The 25,920-nt window shown below is 71.1% G+C and carries 17 protein-coding genes; 11 read left to right on the forward strand and 6 right to left on the reverse strand.

Annotated elements, in window-relative coordinates; genetic code table 11:
• Window positions 1-183 precede the first annotated feature (183 nt).
• Together MKK49_RS02910 and MKK49_RS02915 are read right to left on the reverse strand one after the other, a co-directional pair.
• On the reverse strand, window positions 184-519 hold the full coding sequence (locus MKK49_RS02910; RefSeq protein ID WP_244026561.1) for a DUF2293 domain-containing protein: 336 nt from the start codon (window positions 517-519) through the stop codon (window positions 184-186).
• Window positions 520-536: 17 nt separating this feature from the next.
• Complete coding sequence (locus MKK49_RS02915; RefSeq protein WP_244026562.1) at window positions 537-1,040, reverse strand: TIGR00645 family protein; 504 nt, start codon at window positions 1,038-1,040, stop codon at window positions 537-539.
• A gap of 262 nt (window positions 1,041-1,302) precedes the next feature.
• Here MKK49_RS02915 and MKK49_RS02920 point away from each other — a divergent pair, with 262 nt between their 5' ends.
• From MKK49_RS02920 to MKK49_RS02945, 6 genes are all read left to right on the forward strand, one after another.
• Window positions 1,303-2,379, forward strand: a complete 1,077-nt coding sequence (locus tag MKK49_RS02920; protein WP_244026563.1) for an HD-GYP domain-containing protein — start codon at window positions 1,303-1,305, stop codon at window positions 2,377-2,379.
• 176 nt (window positions 2,380-2,555) lie between these two features.
• Window positions 2,556-5,390, forward strand: a complete 2,835-nt coding sequence (locus MKK49_RS02925) for a glycosyltransferase (protein ID WP_244026564.1) — start codon at window positions 2,556-2,558, stop codon at window positions 5,388-5,390.
• Between the two features lie 12 nt (window positions 5,391-5,402).
• Entirely contained in the window at window positions 5,403-6,713 is a 1,311-nt protein-coding gene (locus tag MKK49_RS02930; protein WP_244026565.1) for a UDP-glucose dehydrogenase family protein, read from the forward strand.
• A gap of 25 nt (window positions 6,714-6,738) precedes the next feature.
• Window positions 6,739-8,670 carry an asparagine synthase (glutamine-hydrolyzing) gene (gene asnB, locus MKK49_RS02935; protein WP_244026566.1) on the forward strand — a complete coding sequence of 644 codons (1,932 nt, stop codon included), beginning with the start codon at window positions 6,739-6,741 and terminating at the stop codon, window positions 8,668-8,670.
• Between the two features lie 20 nt (window positions 8,671-8,690).
• Window positions 8,691-9,578, forward strand: coding sequence for an aldose 1-epimerase family protein (locus MKK49_RS02940; RefSeq protein ID WP_244026567.1), 888 nt, complete (start codon window positions 8,691-8,693; stop codon window positions 9,576-9,578).
• Entirely contained in the window at window positions 9,575-10,240 is a 666-nt protein-coding gene (locus tag MKK49_RS02945; RefSeq protein ID WP_244026568.1) for a TenA family protein, read from the forward strand. Before MKK49_RS02940 ends, MKK49_RS02945 begins: the two co-directional genes overlap by 4 nt.
• Before the next feature lie 9 nt (window positions 10,241-10,249).
• Here MKK49_RS02945 and MKK49_RS02950 read toward each other — a convergent pair whose 3' ends face one another.
• On the reverse strand, window positions 10,250-11,047 hold the full coding sequence (locus MKK49_RS02950) for an SDR family NAD(P)-dependent oxidoreductase (protein WP_244026569.1): 798 nt from the start codon (window positions 11,045-11,047) through the stop codon (window positions 10,250-10,252).
• Between the two features lie 143 nt (window positions 11,048-11,190).
• Window positions 11,191-12,597, reverse strand: coding sequence for an MFS transporter (locus MKK49_RS02955; protein ID WP_244026570.1), 1,407 nt, complete (start codon window positions 12,595-12,597; stop codon window positions 11,191-11,193).
• 106 nt (window positions 12,598-12,703) lie between these two features.
• On the opposite strand from MKK49_RS02955, the gene MKK49_RS02960 reads away from it, so the two are divergent.
• Complete coding sequence (locus MKK49_RS02960) at window positions 12,704-13,738, forward strand: alpha/beta fold hydrolase (RefSeq protein ID WP_409565010.1); 1,035 nt, start codon at window positions 12,704-12,706, stop codon at window positions 13,736-13,738.
• A gap of 18 nt (window positions 13,739-13,756) precedes the next feature.
• On the opposite strand, the gene MKK49_RS02965 is transcribed toward MKK49_RS02960, so the two are convergent.
• Complete coding sequence (locus MKK49_RS02965) at window positions 13,757-14,671, reverse strand: L,D-transpeptidase (RefSeq protein WP_244026571.1); 915 nt, start codon at window positions 14,669-14,671, stop codon at window positions 13,757-13,759.
• Window positions 14,672-15,403: 732 nt separating this feature from the next.
• Here MKK49_RS02965 and MKK49_RS02970 point away from each other — a divergent pair.
• From MKK49_RS02970 to MKK49_RS02985, 4 genes are all read left to right on the forward strand, one after another.
• The gene (locus tag MKK49_RS02970; RefSeq protein WP_244026572.1) at window positions 15,404-16,669 is read left to right on the forward strand and encodes an exonuclease SbcCD subunit D; all 1,266 of its coding nucleotides are present in this window, start codon (window positions 15,404-15,406) and stop codon (window positions 16,667-16,669) included.
• 216 nt (window positions 16,670-16,885) lie between these two features.
• Complete coding sequence (locus tag MKK49_RS02975) at window positions 16,886-19,675, forward strand: PAS domain S-box protein (RefSeq protein ID WP_244026573.1); 2,790 nt, start codon at window positions 16,886-16,888, stop codon at window positions 19,673-19,675.
• Window positions 19,676-19,785: 110 nt separating this feature from the next.
• Window positions 19,786-23,541: an AAA family ATPase gene (locus MKK49_RS02980; RefSeq protein ID WP_244026574.1), complete on the forward strand. Its 3,756-nt coding sequence runs from the start codon at window positions 19,786-19,788 to the stop codon at window positions 23,539-23,541.
• 264 nt (window positions 23,542-23,805) lie between these two features.
• Window positions 23,806-25,062, forward strand: coding sequence for a nitrate/nitrite transporter (locus tag MKK49_RS02985; RefSeq protein ID WP_244026575.1), 1,257 nt, complete (start codon window positions 23,806-23,808; stop codon window positions 25,060-25,062).
• 77 nt (window positions 25,063-25,139) lie between these two features.
• On the opposite strand, the gene MKK49_RS02990 is transcribed toward MKK49_RS02985, so the two are convergent.
• Complete coding sequence (locus MKK49_RS02990; protein WP_244026576.1) at window positions 25,140-25,904, reverse strand: ComF family protein; 765 nt, start codon at window positions 25,902-25,904, stop codon at window positions 25,140-25,142.
• Between the last annotated feature and the right edge of the window lie 16 nt (window positions 25,905-25,920).

A 25,920-nucleotide genomic window follows, 5' to 3' on the forward strand; every position in this document is an offset into this window, starting at 1 on the left:
AGGCACGGCGACCAGGATGTCGAAAGCCGCGAGCACCGCGTGGACTTCGCCCCCGATGGCGAACGTGCGGACGCTGCGCGCGCTGAGTGTCATGGAATTCCGGTCCCTTGCGTGTTGCCCGCTTCCGCCCTTGCGCGCCGAGAGTGCCGCGAGGACCGGCACCGCACAAGCCCGTGACCACCCTCAGTCCTCGTCGCCGGTCTCCCGTTCGGTCTCTTGCTCGACCTCCTCCCCGGAGATCCGCCGGCGCACGCCCCAGGCGCCGAGCGCCGCATTGAGATCGTCGAGGACGAAGTGCCGGGCGCTGTCGCGGTCGTAGCCGTCGTCGAGGAGGGCATCGTACTCCGTGAAGGCGTGGCGGGCATAGGCCACGAGACAGAGCCAGGCGGCCGTCTCGGGTGCGGCGCCCCGCAGGCCGGAACTCGCGAGCGCCCGGTCGAGGACCGCGCCGGCCTCGAAGTCGGGCAGGCGCGGAGCGAGCCGGAGCAGGGCGGCCGCCACCGCGTCGCGCCGGTTCATGGGGTTTGCCCCCAAGCTCACCGCTCGTGATGCCCGGCGATGACTCGGTCGGTGAGCGCCATCAGTAGGCCCGAGACCACGAAGACCATGTGGATGCCGACGAGCCAATACAGATCGCGGTCGCTCATCGCCTTCAGGTCCATGAACGCCTTCAGCAGCGAGATCGCCGAGATGGCGACGATGGAGGAGACGAGCTTCAGCTTGAGTCCGGTGAAGTCGATGGTCCCCATCCAGGCGGGCCAGTCCTTGTGGTCCGCGTGGTCGATCTTGGAGACGAAGTTCTCGTAGCCGGAGAACATCACGATGATGAGCAGCGAGGCCGTGAGCGAGAGATCGACCATGGTCAGGACGCCCAGCACCACCTGGGATTCGGTGGCATCCCACATGTGCAGGACGAAATGGGCGAGTTCCTGCAGGAGCTTGACCAGCAGGACCACGATGCCGATGCCGAGCGCCGCGTAGAACGGGGCGAGGAGCCACCGGCTCGCGAACAGCACCCGCTCGAAGACCCGTTCCATCATCCGCGCTCATCCCCGCCACGCTTCAGCCGGGCATGTGGCGTGGGGACCCGAACCGGACAAGGACCGGGCAAGGATCTGCAGCAGCGGCCGGCCGAACACGGGACAACCGCGCCTCCGCCTTGGCCCGGCCTTCGCTTGATCCGCGGCGGGCCCCTGGCCGTGTGAAACATTTTGTAGTGAAGTGTTCGATAATGATACCCGTAAAGGTGACAGTTCGCCCATTTCGGGACTGGAACGTGCGCCATTGCGAGCGGACGCACGCGTGACTCAGGAATCCTCCGTTCTCGTCATCTCGGACCGCCCGGACCAGGCCAGCCTGCTCGTGCAGGCGATCGACACCGTCGTCACCTGTCGGCAGATCACGGCCGAAGCGGGAATGCCGGCGCAGCGCCCGATCCTGGCCGTGGTCGACATCGGCCGGGACGAGACCCTGGCCAGCACCTGGGTCGCGCGCCTGCACGGCCTGCGCATCCCGAGCCTCCAGCTCGCCCTCCGACCGGTCACGTCACGTCCGGCGCCGACCCGGTTCCTGCCCGCAGACACACCCCGCAAGACCGTCCTGGCGGCGGTGTTCGGCCTCATGGACGCCGTCGAGGCCACGCGACAGGCCGCCCTGGCGCGCGCTTCCGGTCGCACGGCGCGTTTCACCGCCCAGGCCGACACGGCCAATCGCACCGTGGCCGAGGCCTTCGACGCGGCCCGTAGCGGCGAGCCGCTCTCCATCGCCGCCGTCGATGCCGGCACCGAGGTGATTCTCGAGGCCGTCTCCCAATGCGGTATCCGGACCTGGCTCGAGATCATCGGCCGCTACGACCACCAGCTCTACCAGCATTCCTTGAGCGTGGCCGGCTATGCCGCCGCCTTCGGCGGCGGTCTGAAGCTCTCCCAGGCCGACCAGATGCGCCTGGCACGCGCCGCCCTGCTTCACGATGTGGGCAAGTCGCGCATTCCCCTGGCGATCCTGAACAAGCCCGGCCGGCTGACCGCCGACGAGATGGCGGTGATGCGGACCCATCCCGCCGTCGGCGCCAACCTCCTGGAAGTGCAAGGCGGGTTCGACGGACAGATGCTCGCCGTGGTGCGCCACCACCACGAGATGCTCGACGGCAGCGGCTACCCCGACGGCCTGTCGGCCCACGAGATCCCGGACCTCGTGCGCCTCGTCACCATCTGCGATATCCACTCCGCCCTGACGGAGCGGCGGGCCTATCGCGATCCGCTGCCCCACGAGGAGGCGCACGAGATCATGCGGGAGATGGACCGAAAGCTCGACGGCGATCTCCTGCGCGCCTTCCACGATGCCGTCATCGTTCCCCTGGCCAGGGTCTCGGTGTCGTGAGGCGGCGCGGCCCTGGGTCGGGTTGACCGATCCGACCGCGAACGCGTACGGAACACCCTGCCGGGGGAGGATCTCAGTAAGCCATGAGGCAAAAAGCGTATTCTTTTTTCTCGATACGCTCACGCCGTGTCCAAAAACTCTTCGACGCCAGATATTATACTGCCCAGTATCCCGACGTGAGTGATTACGGCGGCGGCCCCCTGGATCATTATCTCCGACACGGATTTCGCGAAGGTCGCGACCCGTCGCCGAATTTCTCGACCCTGTATTACAAGGACCGGTATCTCAAGACCGCCGGCATGGGGCGGAGCCCCCTCGAAGCCCATGCCGAGGCGGGGGCCGCGGCCCGGGCCGGCCGCCCGACACAGCCGGTGACGCCCGAAGCCTACCACGCCGTGCAGGCCGACGTGGTCCGTCCGTACTTCGATGCGCGGCACTACGGATCGCTCACGGACATCGTCGATCCCGAGACGGCGCTCCTCGATTACCTTTCCGCTGGCTGGCGACGGGGTCTCGACCCGCGCCCGGACTTCGACGGCACCGCCTATCTCCATGCGCACCCACATGTCCGCCTGCTCGGCGTCAGCCCGTTCTATCACTACATCTCCACGAATCCGGCACCCACCTTCGAGCGGGCCCATGGCGACCGCACGCCGCTGTCCGAGATCATTGCGGCCATCCGCCCGGACTTCGACGCCGCGCATTACCGTGCCTGCTACGCCGACGTGGCGGCCTCGGGGATGGACCCCGTCAGCCATTATGCCAGCCACGGCTGGAAGGAGGGCCGCGACCCGACGGAACTGTTCTGGACCGCCTACTACGTCCGGACGAATCCGGATTTGGCGCTGAGCGGCACCAACCCGTTCTTCCACTACCTGCGCTTCGGCCGGGCGGAGGGGCGAAAACCCAACCCTCTCGGCAACCTCAAGTGGTCACCGACCCGGGCCCCCGACGCGGCCGAGTGGGACGCTGTTTCGGCGGCCGTCCCCCTCGACGCCGCCCAAGTCGTGGTGGTGGTGCCCGTCTACAAGGGCTACGACGAGACCCTGCGCGCCCTCCACGCCGTGCTGGCCGAGGCGCAATCGACGCCCTTCGCCCTCCTCGTCCTCAACGATTGCAGCCCCGACGCGGGCCTGACGGAGGAACTGCGGGCGCTCGCCGGGCGGGGCCTGTTCACCTACCACGAGAACGCGACCAACCTCGGCTTCGTCGGGACCATCAACCGCGCCCTGGCGATGACGGGTGCGCGGGACGTGATCCTGCTCAACAGCGACACCATCGTGTTCGGCGACTGGATCGACCGCCTGCTGGCGCATGCGGCGCGCGATCCGCGGATCGGCACGATCACGCCGTTCTCCAACAACGCCACCATCTGCAGCTACCCGGATTCCGACCGCAACAACACCGTCGCCCTCGAATGCTCGCCCCGTGCCCTCGATGCCGCGGCGGCGGCGGCCAATCCCGGCCGCTGGGTCGAGGTGCCGACGGGGGTCGGCTTCTGCTTCTATATGCGCGGATCGCTTCTCGCACGGCTCGGCCCCCTCGACGCGGACGCCTTCGGCAAGGGCTACGGCGAGGAGAACGACTATTGCATGCGCGTCCTGAAGGCGGGCGGGCGCAACATCCTCGCGGCCGACGTGTTCGTCTATCACTCCGGCAAGATCTCGTTCTCGGAGGTCTACGATTCCGAGTACTCGCAGGGCCAGGCCGCACTGCTCGCCAAGCACCCCGACTACCCTTTGCGCATCGAGCGCTTCGTCGCCGCCGATCCGGCCGCCGACGTGCGGCTCGGCCTCGACCTCTACCGCCTCGCGCGGGCCGCCGGGCCGCGTGCGGCCGTCTTCGTGGTCCACGCCAAGGGCGGCGGTGCCTCGGTCCATGCCGATCACCTCGCCGGGCGTCTCGCCGACGAGGGGGTGTGCGTCGTCGCCCTCACGGTGACGGGCGAGGCGGGAATCGAGATCGGCCTTTACGGGCAGGAAGGCCCCTACACCCCGTCCCTGCGTATCCTGTCGGTGATCGACGATTACCGCATCATCGCGCGGTTCCTGGCCTGGCTCGATCCGCTCTTCGTCCACGTCCACTCGTTCTACGGCCTCGACGGAACGGCGGCCCCGGCCCTGATGGACCTGATCGAGGCCGCCCCCGGCCAGACCGTCGTCACCCTGCACGACTATTCGAGCGTCTGCCTGCGCAACCACCTCGTGACCCGCGAGGGCCTCTATTGCGGCCTGCCGGGCGGGCGCCCCTGCGCCGATTGCGACTGTGCCGAAGCCCGGCCGGGGCAGGATCGAACCGCGCGCTACGGCGCGTTCTACCGGGCCGCAGACCGCCTCCTCGCGCCATCGCAGGATGTCGCGAGCCGCATCGACGCGATCTTCGGCCCCCTGACCATCACCGTCGCCCCGCACGAGGAAGATCTGCCCGTCCCCGCCCCGCGCCGAACACCGCGCAATGGCGCCACGCGCCGGATCGGCGTCCTCGGCGCCATCGGTCCTCACAAGGGATCGAGCGTCGTCCAGGCCCTGGCCCGCGACGCCCGGCGACGCGACCTCGCCATCGCCTACACCGTCATCGGGTTCTCGGACATCCCCGAGAAGATGGAGGCCGCCGGCGTCACGGAAACCGGACGCTACGCCGGCAGCGACGAGGCCCTCGCTCTGCTGGCCGAGCACGACATCGACCTGATCCTGATCCCGTCGATCTGGCCGGAGACCTACTGCTACACCCTGTCCATCGCCCTGGTCTCGGGGTTGCCGGTGGCGGTGTTCGATCTCGGGGCGCCTGCCGACCGCCTGCGCGCCGCCGGCACGGGCTTTCGCATCGATCCCGGTCTCGCCAACGAGGCCGGTCGTCTCAACGACCTTCTGCTGGCCCTCGACCTCGCCGATCCTTTGCCGAATGAAGAACCTTCCGCAATTAATTTCGCCAGCTATCCATCCCTGTTGCGCGACTATTATTTCGTGGCCATCGACGATAAGGCTCCCCCACCGCCGAATGCAGCGGCCTAAGGAGCGCACCGCATGAAGATCGCCATGATCGGCGCCGGATATGTCGGGCTCGTTTCCGGGGCGTGCTTCGCCGATTTCGGCCATACCGTGTGCTGCGTCGATACCGATCCGGCCAAGATCACCGCCCTGGATGCCGGACGCATTCCGATCTTCGAGCCCGGCCTCGACGCCCTCGTGGCCGACAACGTCCGCCACCACCGGCTGACCTTCTCGACGCAGGTGGCGCAGGCCGTGGCCCAGGCCGACGTGGTGTTCATCGCCGTCGGGACGCCGTCGCGGCGCGGCGACGGTTTTGCCGACCTCTCCTACGTCTACGCCGCCGCCCGCGACATCGCCGCCTCCCTCACCGGCTACACCGTGGTGGTGACGAAATCGACGGTGCCGGTGGGCACCGGCGACGAGGTCGAGCGCATCATCCGCGAAGCCCGGCCCGAGGCCACGTTCGCCGTCGTGTCAAACCCAGAATTCCTGCGCGAAGGTGCTGCGATCTCGGACTTCAAGCGGCCCGACCGCATCGTCATCGGCGCTGAGGACGACCGTGCGGCCTCCGTGATGCGCGAGGTCTACCGGCCGCTCTATCTCAATCAAGCGCCGATTCTGGTCACCGGCCGGCGCACGGCCGAGCTGACGAAGTACGCCGCCAACGCGTTTCTGGCCACCAAGATCACCTTCATCAACGAGATCGCCGACCTGTGCGAGCAGGTCGGCGCCAACGTGCAGGAGGTCGCCCGCGGCATCGGCCTCGACAACCGCATCGGGGCTAAGTTCCTGCATGCCGGGCCGGGCTATGGCGGCTCCTGCTTCCCGAAGGACACCCTGGCGCTCGTGAAGACCGCGCAGGATTCCGGCACGCCGCTGCGCCTCGTCGAGGCGGTGGTGGCCGTCAACGACCAGCGCAAGCGTGCCATGGCCCGCAAGATCGCGGCCGCCTGCGGCGGGTCGGTGCGTGGCAAGACCATCGCCATCCTGGGCCTCACCTTCAAGCCGAACACCGACGACATGCGCGACGCGCCCTCGCTCGCCATCGTCGCCGGCCTGCAGGACGGGGGCGCCACGGTGCGGGCCTACGATCCGGAGGGCATGGCGGGGGCCCGCGTCCTGATGCCCGACATCGCCTACGCGGACGATCCCTACGCCTGCGCGGACGGGGCCGACGCCCTCGTCATCGTCACTGAGTGGAACGCCTTCCGGGCCCTCGACTGGGCGGTCCTCGCCGAGCGCATGCCCGGCCGCACGGTGGTCGACCTGCGCAACGTCTACCGGCCGGACGATGTCACCCGCCACGGCTTTCGCTATATCGGAATCGGCGTACCGAGCGCCTGACGCCCCTCCCGAGCGGCAAAAACCCATGTGCGGCATTGCCGGGATCGCCGATCCACGCCTCTCGCCCGATCGCCTCGCGACGGAAGCGGGCCGCATGGCCGACGCGCTCGCCCATCGCGGACCGGACGGACGCGGCGTGTGGGGCACGGACGGCGTCGCCCTCGGCCACCGCCGCCTTGCCATCCGCGATCTCAGCCCGGCCGGAGCCCAGCCCATGGCCGCGCGCGATGGGCGCTGGGTGCTGACCTACAACGGCGAACTCTATGGAACGCACGACGCGCGAGCCGCGCTGATGGCGGACGGTCATGCCTTCGCCGGACAATCCGACACCGAGATCCTCGTCGAACTCATCGCCCGGCACGGGGTCGCCGGCGCCCTCTCCGAGATCGAGGGTATCTTCGCCTTCGCGGCCTACGACCGCTTCGAGCGCCGGCTCTGGCTCGCCCGCGACCGGATGGGCGTGAAGCCGCTGTTCTACGCGGCATCCCCCGAACGCCTGCTGTTCGGCTCGACCCTGTCGGCCCTGACGGCCTGCGGCGCGGCGGCGTTCGCCATCGATCCCTCCGCCGTCGCGAGCCTGCTGCGCCATGGCTACGTCCCGGCGCCGGGATCGATCTACGCCGGAGTGAACAAGCTGGAGCCCGGGCATCTGCTCGCGTGGCGCCCCGGCGAGGCGCCGGCCATCGCGCCCTACTGGAGCCTCGACGCGGTCATCGAGGCCGGCCGGGCCGATCCGTTCGCGGGCTCCGACGCGCAGGCCATCGACGCCCTGGAAGCCCTGCTCACCGGGGCCGTGCGCCGGCAGATGGCGAGCGACGTGCCGCTCGGCGCCTTCCTGTCAGGCGGCATCGACTCCTCCCTCGTCGCCGCCCTCATGGTCGGGGCGGGCGGCACGCCCAGAACCTTCGCGGCGGGCTTCACCGACGATCCGCGCTTCGACGAGAGCGGTCATGCGGCGGCGGTCGCCCGGCATCTCGGCACGGACCACACCACCATCCCGGTGCGCGAAGCCGAGGCCCTCGCCCTCGTCGCCCATCTGCCCGAGATCTACGACGAGCCCCTGGCCGACCCCTCGGGCCTGCCCACCGCCCTCCTGTGCGCCGCGACCCGGCGGGCGGGCCTCACTGTCGCCCTGTCGGGCGATGGCGGCGACGAGCTGTTCGCCGGCTACGACCGCTACGCCCTGGCGACCCGCTTCGCCGACCGGATCGAGCCGATTCCGCGCGGCCTGCGCCGGGCGGCGGCGGGGGTCGCCGGGCGGATGCCGCAGGCCGCCCTGGCCCTCGCCGCCCGCGCCCTGCCGAACCCGTGGGGCGGCCCGGACGCGCCCGACCGCCTGCGCAAGGCCGCGGCGCAACTGCCCGGCGACGGCCTCGGTCTCTACGCCCGGCTGCTGACCCTCAACCCCGACGCCCGCGCCCTGGCCAACGGGGTCCCGGGCCTGCCGAGCCCCATGGACCGGCCCGGGGACGGCCCCCTCCTCGACCGGATGCGCCGCCTCGACACCCTCGCCTACCTGCCCGACGACGTGCTCGCCAAGGTTGACCGCGCCAGCATGGCGGCGGGGCTGGAAGCACGGGTGCCGCTCCTGGACCGGTCGGTGGTGGCGTTCGCCTGGCGCCTGCCGCCCCACCTCCTCGTGCGCGGCGGCGAGCGCAAATGGCTCCTGCGCGCAGTGCTCGCCCGGCACGTGCCCCGCGCCCTGTTCGAGCGGCCCAAGCAGGGCTTCGCCCCACCGCTCGCCGCCTGGCTGCGGGGGCCCCTGCGCGATTATGCCGGCGACCTCCTCCTCGGCCCCGACCTCGGCGGCGGGCTCCTCGATCGGGCGCGGGTGCGGACAATGGTGGAAGAGCACAGTTCCGGCGCCCGCAACCACGCCGTGGGCCTCTGGCCGATCCTCGCCTTCGAGGCCTGGCGGCTGGCATCGGGGGCGCGGGCGGGCCACAAGGGCGGTTGACGGGGCAAACGGGGGTCGCCATGGGCGAACGGATCACCATTACGGCCGGGGACGGCACCGCAGCCGTCATCGCGACGGACGGCGCCGAGCCGGTCTCCTGGCGCGTCGGCGGCGAGGAATACCTCTGGAGCGGCAACCCGGCGCACTGGAACCGCCACGCGCCCTGGCTCTTCCCCGTGGTCGGCGCCTCCGTGAACGGGGCCGTCACGGTCGGGGGCCAAGCCTACCCCATGGCCCAGCACGGCTTTGCCCGCGACCTGCCCTTCACGGTCCTGGAACGCGCGGAGGACAGCGTGACCCTGCGCCTGGAGGAGAGCCGCGCGACGCTGCCGCACTACCCCTTCCCGTTCCGCCTCGACATCACCGCCCGGGTCGGCCCCGGCATTCTCGATTTCGAGATCTGGATCGAGAACACCGGCCCGACGCCCCTGCCCTACGCGCTGGGCTTCCACCCCGCGTTTCCGTGGCCCTTCGCCGGGGGAGAGCGGTCGGCGGACGGTGGCTACCGGGTCGACTTCCAGAATCCCGAGCGCCCCCTGGTGCCGGAGGTCGGCGAGGGCGGCCTGCTGCTTCGGACCGAGCGGGCGATTCCCCTGGAGGGGGCGACCCTGGCCCTCGACCCGGCACTGTTCATCGAGGCCCTGGTCTTGCGCGATGCCGCCAGCGAATGGATGCGTTTTTCCGCGCCCGACGGCAGCGCCATCCGCATGGAAGTCTCGGACTTTCCGCATCTCGCGGTCTGGACCAAGCCGACGGCGCCCTTCCTCTCCCTCGAATGCTGGACCGGCCACGCCGACTGGGCCGGCTACACGGGCGAACTCGCCCGGCGTGATTCCCAGCGCCTCCTGGCGCCGAGGGGCCGTGCCCGCCACGGCGTCACCCTGTCCCGCGAGGCCGCCGCCCCATGAGCACCTTTTCCGCCCAGGCCTGGGCCGCCAACACGGCGGCCTACGAGGCGATCCGCACCATGCCGTTCAACGCCGAGCTGGCCGCCGGCACGCTGAGCCGCGCGCGGTTCACCCACTACATCGTCCAGGACGCGCACTACCTCATCGGCTTCGGCCGCGCCCTGGCGCTCGCCGCCGCTAAGGCGCCGCATCCCGACCGCATCGTCCAGTTCGCCCGTGCCGCCGAGACCGCCATCGTGGTCGAGCGCGCCCTGCATGGCGGGTTCTTTCGCGATTACGGCATCGGGCCGGAGACCTTCGCGGCGACGCCCCTGTCGCCGCCCTGCGATCACTACGTTTCCTACCTTCTCGCCACGGCCTATGCCGAACCCTACGAGGTCGTGCTCGGTGCCCTGCTGCCGTGCTTCTGGATCTACGCCGAAGTCGGCCGGGACATCTTCTCCCGGGCCGGGGCCGACAATCCGTACCGCGCCTGGATCGATACCTATGCGGGCGAGGAATTCGGTGAGGCGGTGGCCGCGATGATCGCCGCCACCGACGAGGCGGCGGGCGACGCGTCTCCCAGGATCATCGCTCGCATGAAGCACGCCTACGCCCAGGCGACCCGCCTCGAATGGCTGTTCTGGGACGGGGCGTATCGCGAAGCGGTCTGGCCGGTCTGAGCAAGGTCGTCACGCGATGGTGCGCAGCACGCCACCGTCGACCCTCAGGGCGGCACCGCTCGTGGCGCTCGCGGCCGGGCTACAGACGTAGGCCACCATATTGGCGACCTCGTCCACCGTGGCGAGGCGGCCGATGAGCGAGGTCGGGCGGTGTTCCTTGATGAAGGCGCGACCCAGGGCGTCGAGATCGGCCTCGCCCGAAGCCGGCGCCATCGCTTTCATGAAATCCGCCACGCCCTCCGACAGGGTCGGGCCGGGCAGGACGCTGTTCACGGTGACGCCGGTGCCGGACACCGTCTCGGCGAGACCCCGCGAGACCGCGAGCTGCGCCGTCTTCGTCATCCCGTAATGGACCATCTCCACGGGGATGTTCAGGGCGGATTCGGAGGCGATGAACACCACCCGGCCCCAGCCGCGCGTGACCATGGCGGGCGTGTAGGCCCGCGACAGGCGAACCCCGCTCATCACGTTGGTCTCGAAGAAGCGCTGCCAATCCTCGTCCGGAATGTCGAAGAAGGGTTTCGGCTCGAAGATGCCGGTGTTGTTGACGAGGATGTCCACGTCCGGCAGCCCGGCGACGAGGCGGGCGGCTCCATCCACGGTTGCGACATCACCCGGAGCGGCGATGAAGGCGTGGGCTCCCGTCTCGGCCTTGAGGCGCACGATGGCATCGCCGACGCGGTCCTGTGCCCGTCCGTTGATCGCCACGGTGGCACCGAGTTCGGCCAGAGCCTTGGCGATGGCGTAGCCGATGCCGCCGGTGGAGCCGGTGACGAGGGCGCGTTTTCCAGTGAGATCCATATTCATGAGCGATGTCCTCGATCGGGAAGGTGACGGGTCAACGCACGGAACGGGCGCTGTGTGCAGCTTTCTCCGTCGGCGCGTGGCGGTCATGCGGAGATCGAGGCCGCGCGGTGTTTCACATGAAACACTTTTTTCACCATGCCGCCTCACCCGCCGGGCTGTCGCCGCAGGACGCTGGCGAGGGAACCGAGGGCGGCGAGTCCGGCCGCGCACCACAGGGCCGTGGTGACGGCGCCGGACGCCCCGCCGTGAAAGACACTGAAGACCACTGCGACGCCCGCCGCGCCAAGGGATTGGCCTGTGAGGCGGGCCGTCGATTGCATGCCGCTGGCGCCACCGCTACGTCCGCGCGGGGCGCTGGTAATGATGATGCGGTTGTTGGGGGACTGGAACAGGCCGAAGCCGAGGCCGCACAGGGTGAGGCGCCAGCCGATGTCGAGGGCGCTCGGGCTCGCCGGCAGCAGGGCGACGGCGACGAGCCCCGTGGACAGGATCGCCAGACCGAGGCCGCCGAGCAGGCCGGGAGCGTAGCGATCGGACAGGCGCCCCGAGAGCGGGGCCATGATCGCAACGGCGATGGGCCACGGCGTCATCAGGAAGCCCGTCGTGGTCTCGGAGAGACGCATGACGTCCTGAAAATAGAACGGCAGGGCGACGTAGGCCATCATCTGCGCCCCGAAGGCGCTGATCGAGGTCGCCATCGACAGGGCGAAGGCGGGAATGCGCAGGAGGTCGACGGGCAGGAGCGGCGTCGGCAAGCGCAACTGATGACGGACGAACACGATTCCGATCACCAGGGCAGCGCCGATCTCGGCAAGGGCGATCCAGCGGCCGGCGGCATCGCCGAGGCCATCGACGCCGATGATGAGGAGCCCGAAGGTCAGCGCATTGAGGACTGCGCTGCGGGAATCGAAGCGCGCTCCGCTGCGCGGCGTTACCGGCAGGGTGCGGGCGCCCACCGCCAAGGCGACGAGTCCCACCGGCACGTTGACGAGGAACAGCCAGGGCCAGCTCGCCACGGACAGGATCGCGGCGCCCACCGTCGGCCCGGCGGCCGAGGCCATCGCCACCACGAGGGCGACGTTGCCGACACCGCGCCCGATGAGCTTGTGCGGATAGATGAAGCGAACGAGCGCGATATTGACGCTCATGATCCCGGCCGCGCCGAGCCCCTGCGCGATCCGTGCCGCCACCAGCAGCGGGAGCGAGGGAGCAAAGGCGCATGCCGCGGACGCGAGGGTGAACAGCACCAGCCCCGACAGGTAGACCCGGCGGTAGCCGAGGATGTCGCCGAGCGCCGCGAGCGGGAGGAGCGCGGCCGTCACCGCGATCTGGAAGGCATTGACCACGAAGATCGCCGCCGACGGATCGACGTGGAGATCCCGGGCCATGACCGGCAGGGCGACGTTGACGATGGCGCCGTCGAGCACCGCCATGGTCATGGCGAGGCCGATGGCGAGGAGCGCCAGCATGCGCTCGCGCACGGGCAGGCCATCCTGTGTCGAATCCGGGGGAAGCGCCCCGGGGACGGGATTCGAGGCCGGGTCGGTCATGCGCGCACCCGTGACGGTTCCCCAGGCGGTGACAAGTGCCCTATGTCACGTCGCATCGATCCCGTGACGGATGACATCCGTACCGGTCTCATCAAAGGTCAGCCGAATGCGTGCGTCCCCCTTCCTCGTCGCCTGCGCTTTAAACGGCCTGGCCATCGGCTTGGGGGGTATGTCTCCGCCGGCGCGAGCCGCCGACGAGCCCTCGGCCAATGAGCCCCTGGGGATCGCCCTTGAAGGCTTCGCCTATCCCTACCCGGTCTTCTACCTTCCCCTCATCCGCGACGGCGAGGCGCAGCGCCTCGCCTTCATGGACGTGCCGGCGACCGGTACACCCAACGGCCGCACGGCCCTGCTGCTGCACGGGCGCAACTTCCCGTCGAGCTACTGGCAGGGCGTGATCGCGGCGCTGACGGGGGCGGGCTACCGCGTGGTGGCGCCGGACCAGCTCGGGTTCGGCAAGTCGTCGAAGCCCGTCGGCCCGTTCAGCTTCGACACCTTGGCGACCGACACGACGGCGCTCCTCGATTCCCTCGGTCTGCCCCGGGTCGATGTGGTGGCCCATTCCATGGGCGGGATGCTCGCCGTGCGTCTCGCCCGCAACGTGCCCGGGCGCGTCAACAGCCTCGTGCTGGAAGCGCCCATCGGCCTGGAGGATTACCGCTTCGCCGTGCCGCCGGTGTCGACCGAACGCCTTCTGCGCATCGAGGGCGACGTCACGGCGGACGTGTATCGCCGGCAGCTGATGACGAGCTACAGCCTGTCCCTGCCGGAATCGGCCATCGAACCGTTCGTGTCCCTGCGCGAGCGGGTGAAGGGCTCGGGCGAGTACCCGCGCTGGCTTCGGTCGTTCGTAAATTCCTACCAGATGATCTGGGGCCAGCCCGTGGTCCACGAGATCCCCCTGGTGCGGGCGCCGACCCTGTTCGTGATGGGGGAGCGGGACCGCAACGCGCCGGGCCGCGCCTTCGCGCCGGAGGCCCTGCGCGCCGGCATGGGCGACAATGCCGCTCACGCTCAGGCACTCGCGGCGCGGATGCCCGACGGCCGCGCCGACGTTTTCCCCGGGGTCGGGCACCTCGTCCACATGGAAGCACCGTCACGGTTCAACGCGACGGTGCTGGACTTTCTCAACGCGCACTGAGCCCGCCGGAGCGGCCCCTCAGGTCAACACCACCACACGGCTGCCGATCTCGACGCGGCCGTAGAGGTCGATCACATCCTGGTTGATCATGCGGATGCAGCCCGACGACACGCTGCGGCCGATGGAATCGGGCTCGAGGGTACCGTGGATGCGGTAGAGCGTGTCCTTGTTGTCCTGCCACAGGTAGTGCGCCCGGGCACCGAGGGGATTGCGCGAGCCGCCGGGGACGCCGAGCCCGCTCTGAAGCTGGCTCACCTGCCGGGCGAGCTTGGGAGTGCGGGCGATCATTTCCTTCGGGGGATACCAGTCCGGCCACATCTGCTTCGAATTCACCGTCGAGACGCCCGCCCAGGAGAAGCCCTGCTTGCCGACGCCGACTCCGTAGCGCCGCGCGCGGCCGTTGGCCTGGACCAGGGTGAGGTGATGGGCGCGCGGATCGACCACGATGGTGCCGGCGGGCTCCCGGCCCGTATAGGCGATGTCCTGACGCAGGAAGACCGGGTTGGCTTTCCGCCAGTTGAAGGCGTTGACCGGGAACGGCTCGTCGGTGATCGCCGCATAGGCGCGGGCATAGTCGATGGGCCCGTTATCCACCGGGCGGGCGGCCTGGGTCGGCTGCGCCGGCTGGCCCGGAGCCGGGCGGCGGCCCAGGTCGGACTCCTCGTAGGAGGGATCGACGGCCTCGCGGCGCGGCGCGCGCGGATCGGCCGCACGCTCAGAATAGGGCTCGTAGCGCCCGCCCCGGCGGCGATAGAGACGACCCTCCTCGTCGCGGTAGAGGCGCTCGTCGTCGAAGGGGATGTCCCCGTCGATGCCATCGTCGAGGAACCGCCCGCGCCCCTGCGCGAGGGCGCCGGCCGGGGCCGACAGGAGGAGGCTCGTCGCGGCGCCCGCGAGGAGGATGCGGCGGGTCGGGGGGCGTGTGCGGGACATCGGATCGCTCGGGCCGTCTTGGAAACTTGGGGGATGCGGAGTTGAGGCTTGCGCGATGGCAAGGCTTGAGCGTGGGCCTAGCAAGACCTGCGGCCCACGTCACGCCGCGCCGATGACTTATCAGCCCCGCGTTGTCCGCTCGGTCAGTGCCCATCCCACACATGATTACCGATCGGGTGGCGATTTTCACCATATCCCTGCAAATCACCCCGGTGGGTGATTGCCAGAACCTTGGCCGTTGCGACATAGACCGGGCAAGGCCGACACAACTTCGCGATGCTCCCTCCGGACCGTCGCGCAGCGCGGCCTCCTCCCACGATGGATCGCGTCCCGTGCCGGCCTTTGCGCGTCTCCTGCTCCCCACTCTCGTCTTCGCCCTCGGTGCGTTTCCGGGCGCTGGGGCGGCGGGGTCGCTTCGGCGCGATCCACCCGCGGCCCCCGCCCGCCCGGACGGGCCGAGCACGGCCTGGACTTCGGCCGAGCCGGAGCCCCTCGCCTGTGCGCAGGTCCGGCGCAAGCTGTGGCGGCCGGGCGAGGGCTGGACGGTGAAAACCGTCACCACGTGTCGGTAAGCTCTCCGTAGGCCTTGCGTGAACCGGCGGTGAGGTGGGGACGGTCCCCGCGCCGCCCCTCGAATCCGTGCGCACGCGGCGCTACAAGGCTCCCTTCGACCACACGGGCGGAAGCCCGCTCCCTCGAGCGTGCGGGCCCGACCCGCCTCGGAGTTCGTGCGTGATCCGCGTCCTGCATACGGGCGACTGGCATATCGGGCAGACCCTGCGCGGCTATGGCCGCGGGCGCGAGCATGCTCGCGCCTTCGCCCATCTCGAACGGATCGTCGTCGAGCGCGAGGTCGATGCCCTGGTGGTGGCCGGCGACGTGTTCGACAGCCAGAACCCTTCGGGCGAATCCCAGCGTCTGTTCTACGAGGTGCTGATGCGCCTGAACCGGGCGCGTCCGGACATGACCATCGTCATCACGGCGGGCAACCACGACGCCGCCGGACGCCTGGAAGCACCGCGCGCGCTCCTGGAAGCGATCGGCGTCCACGTGGTCGGCAACGTGCGCCGCCGCGACGGCGTCGTCGATCTCGGCCATCACCTCGTGCCCCTGCGGCGCGGCGGCGAGATCGCCGCGCAGGTGCTCGCGGTGTCCTATCCCACGGCGGCCTGCCTGCCTCCGCTCCAGCGGATGACGGAGGGCGGCGGCTCGCCCATCGTCGGCGCCGTGCGGACCCTCTACGAGCACCTGTTCGCGGCGGCCCGACCCCATCTCTCCGGCCTGCCCCTCGTGATCACCGGCCACCTGCATGTCGCTGGCGGCCTCGAATCGGAAGGGGCCGAGCGGCGCATCCTCGTCGGCGGGGAGCACGCCGTGCCGGCCGACGTGTTTCCGGAGGAAGCGCACTACGTCGCCCTCGGGCACCTGCACAAGGCGCAGCGCATCGGGCGCGAGAGCGTACGCTATTCCGGCTCGTTGATTCCCCTCTCGGCCGCCGAGCAGCCCTATGCCCACGCCGTCACGCTCGTGACCCTCGACGGTGGGCCGGCGCGGATCGAACTCATCCCGATTCCCCGCCCCCTGCCCTTCCTGCGCCTGCCGGCCTCCGGGGACATGAAGCTCGGCGAGCTCGGCGACCACCTGACCGCCCTCGTGCGCGACCTCGGCCTCTGCGCCACCCAGGCGCAGGACGAACGGCCCTTCGTGCAGGTGCGTCTCGCCCGCGAGGGACTCGGTCCCGGCTACCGCGCCGAGATCGACCGGATCGCCGACGGCTTCCCCGTCCGGGTGGTCGATGTGCGGGTGGCCCCCCTGCCGGAGGGGTCGAACACCCAGGCCACAGCGGGTCCGAACCTCGTGCGCTTGGCCGAGCGCGATCCGGAGGACCTGTTCCGCCTCGCCTTCGCCCGCGTCCGCGGTGAAGCGCCCGGCCCTGGACATCTCGCGGTGTTCCATCGCGCTCGGGCCGAGGCGGAGGGCATGGCGCCCCCGGGCTGAGACACGAGTCCGCCGGATTGTATCGAGGGCCGTCCCCCGTATGGTAGCGCCCGCACCGCGTTCCCGCGTAAGAACGGGTGTCAGGAAGCCGCCATCGACAGGCGGCGAGGGGTGACCGATGCAAGCTTGTTCGCGCGCGCCGAGCGTCCCGCGCGGGACCGGTCCGTGGGCCATGCCCCCGACGGGGTCGGCCCACAGCCCGCGAACGAGGACGCGATGAGTTCGTCCGACGACGCGGTCTCGCACGAGGCCCAAACCCGTCGCAACGCCCTCGCCCACTACGACATCCTCGACACCCCCCAGGAAGCCGCCTTCGACAACCTCGTCAAGGTGGCCTCCCTGGCCCTCGGCATGCCGGTCTCCCTCATCGTCCTCCTGGAGGCCGACCGGCAATGGTTCAAGGCCGCCATCGGCTTCGACGGGCCCGAGCCACCGCTGGCCGCGTCCATCTGTGCCCATACGGTGCGCCAACGCGACCTTTTCGTGGTTCCCGACACCACCCGCGACCCGCGCACGGCGGAGAACCCCCTCGTCACCGGCGCCCCCTTCGTACGGTTCTACGCGGGCATGCCCCTCGTCACCGCCGAGGGCGTCGCCATCGGCAGCCTGTGCGTCCTCGATACGCAGCCGCGCACCCTCAACGCGGAACAGGCCTTCGTCCTGACCACCCTGGCCCGCCAGGTCATGACCCAGCTCGAGCTGCGCCGCGCCCTCAAGGAGCGGCGCGCGCGGGAGCGGCGCAACGCGGCCATTCTCGAGAGCGCCGTGGATTACGGCATCCTCGCCACGGGCCTCGATGGGCGTGTCACGAGCTGGAACGTCGGGGCGGCGCGCATCCTCGGCTGGAGCGAGGCCGAGATGCTGGGCGAGCCCGCCGACTGCATCTTCGTGCCCGAGGACCGGGCCAGCGACACGCCGGCCCGCGAGATGCGCACGGCTCGCGAGATGGGTCGGGCCAACGACGAGCGCTGGCACCTGCGCAGGGACGGCTCGCGCTTCTGGGCCATGGGCGAGATGATGCCGCTCAAGGGCGAGGACGGCACCCACGAGGGCTACGTCAAGATCCTGCGCGACCGCACCGCCCAGCGCCGGGCCGACGAGGCTCTGCGCCAGCAGACGGCCCTGCTCCAGACCGTCACCGACCACCTCAGCGAGGCGGTGTTCCGGCTCTCGGCCGACGACACCATCACCTTCGCCAACCCCGCCGCCGCAGCGATGCTCGGCTGGCCGGAGGGCAGCCTGATCGGGCGCAACCTGCACGAGACCGCCCACCACCACCACGCCGACGGCCGCCCGTTCCCCCGCGAGGATTGCGCGGTGGTGCGGGCCCTGGAGGCGGGCGTGGCCCTGCGCCACCGCGAGACGGTGTTCTTCCGCCGGGACGGCACGCCCATCGACGTGGTCACCTCCAACGCCCCCATCATCGAGGACGGGGCGGTCGGCGGTGCCGTCCTCACCGTCATCGACATCACCGAGCGCAAGGCCGATGGCGCGCGCCTGCGCCGGAGCGAGGAGCGTCTGGCATCGGCCCTCAACGCCGCCGGCATGATCGGCACCTGGGACTGGGATCTCGGCACCGACACGGTCTACGCCGACGCCAATTTCGCCCGCATCTACGCCGTGGATCCGGAGCGGGCCGCCCGGGGTGCCCCCCTTGAGGATTACGTCCGCAACTTCCATCCCGACGACCTGCCGGTGTTCCGGGCGGAACTGGACCGGATGCTCGCGGGCGCGGAGGCGGACAGAGAGGGTGCGAACGGCGACGACTTCGCGTGCGAGTACCGCATCCTCCAGGCCGATGGTTCGCACCGTTGGCTTCTGGCGCGCGGGCGCCTCGTGCGCCACGAGGACGGCTCCCCGCTGCGGCTCCCCGGCGCCTCCATCGACATCACCGAGCGCAAGCGCGCCGAGGAGCGCCAATCCGCCCTCGTCGAACTCGGCGACCGCCTGCGCGACCTTCAGGATCCCATCGCCATCGCGTTCACGGCGGCCGAGATCGCCGGGCGGACCCTCGGCCTCGCCCGGGCCGCCTACGGGGCCATCGATTCGTCCCAGGAATACCTCGATATCGGCCGCGACTGGAGCCGGCCGGGTGTCGCCGGGCGGGAGGGACGGTATCGCTTTGCCGATTACGGCACCTATCTGCCCGACCTGCAGGTCGGCCGGGACGTCGTCATCACCGATGTGACGACGGACCCGCGTACGGCGGGTCACACGGACGTGTTCATCGATCTCGGCGTCCGCAGCATGATCAACATCCCGCTGATGGAGCGCGGGCGCATGGTCGCGGTGTTCTGCCTGCAGGACGACCGTGTGCGCGCCTGGAGCCCGGACCTGGTCGACTTCGCCCGCAACGTCGTCGACCGGACCCGCGTCGCCCTGGCGCGCCTGCGCGCGGAAGAGGAGCAGGAGCTCCTCAATCGCGAACTCAGCCACCGGATGAAGAACCTGCTCGCGATGGTGCAATCCATCGCGACCCAGACCATGCGTTCGGCCGCCGACGTGGACACCGCCAAGGAGGTCCTGGCCGGACGCCTCATCGCCCTCGGACAGGCCCACGACCTCCTCATGGGCGGGGCCTTGGGTTCGACCCTCATCGGTCCCGTGGTCCGCGGCGCCCTGAAGCTGCACGAGGATCGCCCTGGACGCTTCCGCCTCGAGGGTCCCGACCTCGAGATCGGGGCGAAACCCGCCCTGTCGCTCGCCCTGATGCTGCATGAGCTCGCCACCAACGCGGCCAAGTACGGCGCGCTGTCCCGCGAGACCGGGCACGTCGCGATCCGCTGGTCCGTGGGCGGAGCGGACGGTGCCCCATCCCTCACCTTCTCCTGGCAGGAGATCGGCGGCCCCATGGTGGCGACCCCGGCCCGCAAGGGCTTCGGCACGCGCTTCATCGAGCGGGGTCTGGCTGGCCAAGTCGGCGGCACCATCGCGCTCGCTTATCCGAGCACCGGCGTCACCTGCGGCATCACCGCCCCCCTGGCGGCGTTCCAGGCGGACGGGTGACCGGCCGAGGGGATCGCGGTTATCCTCACCCTCCAGCCCCGCCGGGCGGGACAGGCGGCGCGCGGCGCCGTAGTAAAGGCGCCGTCCTTCCCCGTTTCAGGTGACAACGTTTGCGTATCCTCGCGATCCGGGGCGAGAATCTCGCGAGCCTCGCGGCCCCCTTCGAGGTCGATCTCGCGGCCGGCCCCATCGCCGCCACGGGCATCTTCGCCATCACGGGCGAGACCGGGGCGGGCAAATCGACCATCCTCGACGCCCTGTGCCTCGCCCTCTACGGGCGCTATCCCCGTGTCAGTGCCGGGCGGCGGGAGGACACGCCGGACCCGAGCGGCGAGGTCGTGAGCTCGAGCGACGGGCGGGCCATCCTGCGGCGCGGGGCGGCGCAGGGCTGGGCCGAGGTGGATTTCGTCGGCCAGGACGGCGTCGCCTACCGGGTGCGCTGGGAGACCCTCCGCGCCCGCGGCAAGGCGGATGGTCGCCTCCAGGCCGACCGGCGCAGCCTTCACCGTCTGGATGACGGCAGCGCCGTCGAGGGCGGCAAGAAGACCGCCGTGACGGCCGCCGTCGAAGCGCTGACGGACCTCACCTTCGACCAGTTCCGCCGCACCGTGCTCCTGGCGCAGGGCGAGTTCGACGCCTTCCTGCTGGCGGCCGAGGGCGAGCGCGGCGAACTTCTGGAGAAGATCACCGGCACGGGCATCTACACGGAGATCTCGAAGCGGGTCCATGCCGGCACCGAAGCCGGGCGCGCCGCCCTCAAGGTCCTGGAGGCGCGCCGCGACGCCGTCGGCCTCCTCGACGCCGAGGCGCGGGCGGGAATCCTGGCCGAGCGCACCGCGATCATGGAGGCCCTCGCCGGCCTGTCGGCGCATCAGGCCGGGCTCCAGAATGCCCTCGACGGCGCCGCCCGCCTCGCGGCCGCCCGCGCCCAGGTCGCCGCCGCCGAAGCCCGGCTCGCCGAGGCCGAGGCCATCGCGGCGGCGGCTGGCGCGGACCGTCTGCGCCTCACCGAACTCGATGCCGTCGAGCCCCTGCGTGGGGCATGCGAGGCCGTCGCCGCGACCCGGGTCGAGGTCGAGGCAGCCGGCCTCGCCCTCGCGGCGGCCCGGGCGAGCCTCGCCGAGGCCGAGCCCCGCGCCGAGGTGACGGCGGAGGCCCAGCGCCAGGCCCGGGCGCGGGACGAGGCCGCCGAGGTCGCGTTCAAGGCCTTCGGACCGGTCTGGACCGAGGCGGCCAACCTCGACAGCGTCATCGGCGAAGCCGCCCGCGAGGCCGAACGGGCCGAGGCCGAGGCGAAGGCCGCGGCCGACGGGGCCGCCGCCGCCGAGGCCCGTCTGGTCGACCTGCGGTTGCGCCACGACGCGACCGAGGCCGCCCGGGCGGAGGCGGTGGCCCGGCACGACGCGGATGAGGGCGGCGCTTACCTCGCGAGCCGGGCCGACGAGGTCGCGGTCGTGTTCGGCCAGCGCGCCACCCTCCGGTCGGACCTCGCCGCCGTCGTCGGGGAGCGGGATCGGGCGCGGGCCGAGGCGGCCCGCGGAGCCGGGCTGATCGCCGAGGCGGACGTGCGGGTCCGCGAGGCGCGGGATGCGCGCGCCCGGACGCTGGCCCAACGCCTGGAGCGCATGGCCGCCGTCGAAGCCCTCGGCGAGGCGGCGGCGCGCACCCGGGCGGCGGCCCTCGACAGGTTTTCGGAGCCCCTGCGCGAGGCCCTGCCCCTGGTCCGGCGCCACGTCGAAGCCCTTCACGAGGCGGGCACGGCCGACGCCGAGGCCGTGGCGTCTCGGGAGGCCATGGCCGCGGCGGACACGGATGCGGCCTCCGCCCAACGACGCGAAGCCGAAGCCATGGGCGCGCGCCGCGAGGTCGCCGCCATGGCCGAGCGCGCCGAGGCGAGCGTGTCCGAGCGGGCGGCCCATCTGCGCAGCCTCCTCGTATCGGGCGAGCCCTGTCCGGTGTGTGGCGGCACCGAGCATCCGCACGCCCACGCGGACGATGCCCTGGGTCGGCAGGCCGAGGCATTGCGCGCCCGGCGCACCGAACTCGACGCGGCCCTCGCCGAGGCAGGCGCCGCCCGCACCCGCGCGGCCGGGGCGGGTGCCGCCGCAGCGGCCCGTCACGCCGAGGCTGTGCGAGTAGGAGACGCCGCGCGGGCCAGCCTCGACCGGACCGCCCGTGCCTACGAGGCCCTGCACCCGGCCCTGGTGACCGGTGGCGACGAAGCCGGGATCGCCGCAACCGTCCCGGCCGGCCTCGCCCCGGATGCCCACGAAGCCCTCACCACCCTCGCGGAGGCGGCGCGCGCGGCAAGGCAGGCGCTCACCGGCACCCTGAGCGCCGCCGAAGCCCTGCGCGGCGACATCGACACCCTCGGTCGGGCCGCCGAAGCGGCGGGCGCACAGATGGAAGCCGCCGAGGCCGCAACGGCCGAGGCACGCATCGCCCTGCAAGCCGCGGACCTTGCCGCCGAGCGCGCGCAGGCACGGGCCGGCGCCCTGGCCGAGCGGATCGAAACCCTCGGACACGCGGCAGCTCCGGCCCTCGCCGCTGCCGGCCTAACCCTGGCTGACCTCGACCGCGACGGCGCGGCCGCCGCCCGCCGCGTGATGGCGGTGGCCGCCGGGCACCGGACGTTGGGCGACCATCGCCTCACCCTGGAGCACGAAGGCCGGGCGCTCTCCGTCGACATGGCCGGAGCTTTGGCGGCCCTGGCCGGCGCGGTAGCGGCTCATGACACCGCGAAGGCCGCCCTCCAGTCTCGGACCGCGGCCCTCGCGGAAGCCCGGGCTCGGCGGGCGCCCCTCCTCGACGGCGAGGAGACGTCGACTCACCGCACCCGGATCAACAATGGCCGCCTCGCGGCGGATCTCGGCCTGAAGGCCGCCCTGGAAGCGAATCTCGCCGCCGTGACGGCGCTGGCCGGTGCGCGCAGCACCGCTGAACACGCGACCGCCCGGCGCGAGAGCGCCCTCGCCCGACACGCGGCGGCTCAGTCCGCGTTCGCGACGGCCTGCGGGGCGCGGGCACCGGAGGCGGTGGCTGCCCTCCTGGCACAGGCGCCCGAGATCCGGGCCGGCCTGCGGCGGGAGGCCGATGCGCGCGCCAGGGAGATCGACGACGCCACGGCGGCGCTGGCCACCCGCCGGGCCGACCGCGACGCTTGTCTCGCGGGTCCCGAGATCGATGTCGTCGCAACCCGGGCCGAGGCGGAGGCGGCCGTCGAGGCCATGGCGCGGCATCAGCAGCGCCTCGGCGCCATCGCGGCGGATCTCGCCCGCGAAGAGGCGGCGCGGGCTCAGGCCGCCGGCCTCGAGGCACAGATCGGCGCGGCGCGTACCGAGTTCGCGACCTGGGATGCCGTGGACGACGCCATCGGCTCGGCCGGCGGCGACAAGTTCCGACGCTTCGCGCAAGGGGTGACCCTCGAGCATCTCGTCCACCTCGCCAACGCGCAGCTCGCCGCCTTGAGCCCGCGCTACCGCCTCGCGCGCGGCGCCACCACGGATCTCGCCCTCCACGTCCTCGATCGCGACATGGGCGACCACCTGCGGGCCACCCGCAGCCTGTCGGGCGGCGAGCGCTTCCTCGTCTCCCTCGCCCTGGCGCTCGCCCTCTCGGGTCTGGAGGGACGGGACTCCTTCGTCGACACCCTGTTCATCGACGAGGGGTTCGGGTCGCTCGACGCCGAGACCCTGGATCTCGCCGTCGATGCCCTCGAAACGCTCCAGGGCCGGGGCCGCAAGGTCGGCGTCATCACCCACGTGGCGGCGATGATCGAGCGCATCGCCGTACAGGTCCGGGTGGAGAAGCGCGGCAACGGCCGCAGCGTGGTCAGCGTCGTGGATGCCGGAATGCCCACGAGCTAGGCAGCTCAACCGTTGGGCTGCAGCTGCACCGCTTTGCGGCAGGCGCAGGAGCGCCTCTAGGGTGCTGGGGGCGTCGCCAGGTTGTTTCCTGACCATCCGGCCGCCCGTGTGGAGTCTGGCACGGCCGATGCTTTCTAGTTCCCGCTGCCGTCACGGCGGCAGGCAGGGCAACGGCGCCCCGCGAGGCGGACGGCGCGAGTCCGAATCCCTTGGCATCAGCGACCGCGTGACACGCGGGCCCGCGAACCTCGAGACGAGCACTCCATGGCCAGTTTCAAGACCGTGATGAAATCCGGTCACCCCCCGACCCTGTTCGCTGCGTTCCTGTACTTCGATTTTTGCTTCGCGATCTGGGTTCTGAACGGCGCCATGGGCCCGTTCATCACCGAGACCTACGGGCTCACCCCGGCTCAGACCGGATTTATGATCTCGCTGCCGATCCTGGCCGGGGCGATCATGCGCTTCCCCCTCGGCATCCTCGCCCAGTACATCGGCCGCAAGAACGCCGCCGTGACCGAGATGTCGATCATCATGGCGGCGATGGCCTACGGGTTCTTCTTCGTCCACACCTACAACGACGTGCTGGCCATGGGCGTGCTCCTCGGCATCGCCGGCGCCTCCTTCGGCGTCGCCCTGTCGCTCGGGTCGGGCTGGTTCCCCAAGGAGCACAAGGGCCTCGCCATGGGCATCGCGGGCGCCGGCAATTCCGGCACCGTGCTCGCCGTGCTGTTCGCGCCGCCGCTGGCCCAGGCCTATGGCTGGCAGACCGTCTACGGCTTCGCCGGCTGCGTCATGGCGATCCCCCTCATCGTGATGATCGTGTTCGCCAAGGAGCCGCCGGACGCCGAGCACCAGTCGTTCAAGGAGCACATCGCCTGCCTGTTCCAGAAGGACGGCTGGTCGTTCAATCTCATCTACATCATCACCTTCGGCGGCTTCATCGGCCTGTCGAACTTCCTGCCGACGTTCTTCTACGAGCAGTTCGGGGTCACCAAGGTCGAGGCCGGGCGCCTGACCATGCTGGCCGCCCTCATGGGCTCCGGCATCCGGGTGGTGGGCGGCTACTTCGCCGACCGCATGGGCGGCATCCTCGTCCTGTCCGTGGTGCTGCTCGCCGCCGTCGCATCGTTCCTGCTGCTGACCGCGACGCCGTCCCTCGTCGTCACCACGGGGCTGTTTATGCTGTGCTTCGCCGCCCTCGGGGCCGGCAACGGCGCCCTGTTCCAGCTCGTGCCCCTGCGCTGGCCGGCGAACACCGCGGTGGCCGGCTCGATGATCGGCGAGGTCGGGGCGCTGGGCGGCGCGATCCTGCCCAACGTCATGGGCCTGTCGAAGCAGTACACCGGCTCGTTCGCCTACGGCTTCGTCGGCTACGCCGTGTTCGCGGCGGTGGTGCTCGGCTGCCTGCTCCTGTGGCAGCGCAAATGGGTTGGCACCTGGGTCGGCCCGCGCGGCAAGGTGCTGGAGCCGGCGCCTGCCGAGGCCGCCAAGGCCGGGCGCCTCGATCCCGTCACCATCTGAACCCTTGATCTGAACCCTTGCCCGATCCAGGGATTCGAAGCGGGGACCTCCGGGTCCCCGTTCTCGTTCGCGCGCCGTCAGAGCGTCTCACCCGCCACCAGGGCGAAGGTGAGGAGGTCGACGGACGCCGCGCCGGCGCGCAGGAGCGCGCGGGAGGCGGCGTTGGCGGTGGCTCCGGTGGTGGCGACATCGTCGATGAGGAGAACCCGCCGGCCCTGCAGCCCGGGCCGGGCCGCGTCCGGCACCCGGAACGCGCCCTGAAGGTTGCGTGCCCGGGCAGCCCGCGAGAGACCGACCTGCGAGCGGGTCGCTTTCACCCGCGCCAGGGTGCGCGGTTGCGTGGGTACCCCCTTTAGGTCGGCGATGCCCTGAGCCAGAAGGGCCGCCTGATTGAAGCGGCGCCGCCACAGGCGCCAGCGGTGGAGGGGCACCGGCACGAGGCAATCGGCCTCGCCGAGGAGTTCGGCTCCGGCCGTGGCCATCATCCGGGCCAGCGTGGGGGCGAGATCGAGGCGGTCGTCGTATTTGAGGCGGTGAACGAGGTCACGGGCGATGCCATCGTAGAGCACCGCTGCCCGTGCGCGACCGAAGACAGGCGGGTCGGCCATGGCCCGGGGTGAGAGCAGTGGGCCGGTGCCGTGATCGACGGCGAACGGCGTGCCAAGGCGCTGGCAGAAGGGCCGCTCGATGAAGCGCAGCTGTGCCCAGCACGCCGGGCACAGGGCGTGGGGCTGGGCCGTGGCGGCCCCGCAGCCCGGGCAGGTCGGCGGATAGACGAGCCCCAGGACGGCACCCCGAATGGCGCGAAGTCCGTTGGCGAGGTGACGGGCGGCGGCAACCATGCCGCGCAGCCTATCG

The sequence above is a fragment of the Methylobacterium sp. J-090 genome, assembly GCF_022829345.1.
Taxonomy (GTDB): domain Bacteria; phylum Pseudomonadota; class Alphaproteobacteria; order Rhizobiales; family Beijerinckiaceae; genus Methylobacterium.